We start from the raw sequence: 1,772 nt of genomic DNA, 5'->3' as shown, positions 1-1,772 counted from the left end.
ATCTGATAGATCGATTCACTTAAGGTTCGTAATACCTTGCCAATGCTGATACGCTCGACTTCAGCAATATCTCTTACACCGCTTCCTCTGATCATTAAATGTAATATCTTGCCGGTAATACCTGAGTTACACCCTTGATAGCTTAATGCATGAGCACCAATAAACTGACGTTTGCAATCTTTGCATTGATGGTTTTGTTTCCCATCTACTTTGATGCCATTTCTCTTTATATTGTTACTTAGACAGGTAGGACATTTGATTTGTAGCGTTATTTTCATACCTCTATTTTATCAAAAGCCATATTATTTTTTTCAGCATACTTTTTGAAACACCACCAAATAAGAACGGGTGTTTAGCTTCAAATAAGAATATCTGTCCATTTAATAAGAATATGCAATTAATGCAATTTTGAAAAATCTAATTATAAAAGCCAATTATTTCAGCGAGATAATTGGCTTAAGTAAAGAGTCGTATTATTTGGTTATCCGCTGATCATCCCAATAACACGGTACTACAATCAAATTGTTTTCATGTAATCGTGACCATAATCGGATACCTAAATCTCGCTGCATATTTTGGACTGTGAAATTGGAAATCAGAAGGGTAGATTTCATGTTGTCATAACGACTATACAAAACCTTATGTACCATCTCCAGGCGTTTTTCATGCCGGTCATGCAGGCCATATTCATCAATCACTAATAAATCAAAACTGGAGAAATGGTCGATAACTTCTTTCTCAGAGCGTGAAGCATCTGACCAGGTGTCCATCATTTTTTGAGCAATTTCTGCACTGGTATAGTAACGCGCAGATTTTGTACTGTTATGCAGAATGTTGCGAATAATTGATGCACTCAGATGGGTTTTACCTGTACCCGGTGTACCAATCATCAACATATTTGGGTTGTGGTCAGAAATAATCTGCTGTGCAAAGGCCTGACATAGTTTGATGGTATTGTCTTGTGCAGGGCATGCAACTACATAATTCTTGAAGCCCCGATCCAGGTAGCGTTTATTGAGCCCTGAATTTTTAATTTTCTGTTTTAGCAATCGCTGTTGCAGTTCATTCTCATAGGCTGCATGTGATTGATGGACGGTTTCTTTGGCACACAATTTACAGAGCCTGTGACCTGCAATTTCTATCATGGGTATATGATGGGCAGGGCAAAGTGTTTCCGTTGTTTCTGCGCGAAACTGGAGTGTTTTAAGGATGGTATTCATGGCTGATCTCCTAAATCCATTTTGAATTTTCTAAAAAACTCTCATTTTTTTCTTCAAAATTTGAAGATGAAGATGAAGATGAAGATGAAGATGAAGATGAAGATGAAGATGAAGGGCATGATTCAAGTATAACTTGAGTAATACTCGAGCTCTTCTCAGGACCTGCTTGAGCATTTACTTTTTGTTGCTTAGTTGATGCTTGAGCATTACTTGCGGATTTCCCCCAACGTGCTTGAGCTGCATTTTTAGCTTTATCAGATTTCATTTGCTGATTTTGCAATGCCTGGCTTTTTAAACTGGTTAAAAAATTTGAATGAATCTGCTCAGATTCGACTTCAAACAATTCAAGGGCCAACAGCGTATTCAATAAAGTTTTAGCTTTGGTATGTTGCGATAATTTTGTGATGCTACATACAGTCGCTAGGTGTTTAGTCCCAGATTTTAATGGTGCAATATTCTCAGATAAATGGAAGGAAGCACTATGGGACAAGTTCTACACAGCAGCGCCACAACGACACAGGCAGTGCGTCGAGCAATACAAAATAGTCAAGA

Annotated in this window: 2 protein-coding genes and 1 pseudogene; all 3 read right to left on the bottom strand. The window is 37.8% G+C overall.

What is annotated here, in order from left to right:
- A partial coding sequence (locus MF4640_RS18665; RefSeq protein ID WP_161944398.1) for an IS1 family transposase occupies window positions 1–278 on the bottom strand: 278 nt, incomplete at its 3' end.
- A gap of 195 nt (window positions 279–473) precedes the next feature.
- Window positions 474–1,220 (bottom strand): ATP-binding protein, encoded by a 747-nt coding sequence (locus tag MF4640_RS18660; RefSeq protein WP_005401919.1) that lies wholly within the window; start codon window positions 1,218–1,220, stop codon window positions 474–476.
- A 10-nt stretch (window positions 1,221–1,230) separates the two neighbouring features.
- Window positions 1,231–1,644: pseudogene (locus MF4640_RS18655) on the bottom strand (hypothetical protein); the annotation flags it as partial.
- Window positions 1,645–1,772 lie beyond the last annotated feature (128 nt).

The sequence above is a fragment of the Acinetobacter sp. MF4640 genome (genome assembly GCF_002018895.1).
Lineage (GTDB): Bacteria > Pseudomonadota > Gammaproteobacteria > Pseudomonadales > Moraxellaceae > Acinetobacter > Acinetobacter johnsonii.
Note: the sequence above shows the minus strand (reverse complement) of the source record. Positions and strands in the feature narration are given on the sequence as shown.

Coding starts and splice junctions, on each gene's coding strand:
- MF4640_RS18660 (WP_005401919.1), bottom strand. CDS start 1,220: ATGAATACCATCCTTAAAACACTCCAGTTTCGCGCAGAAACAACGGAA.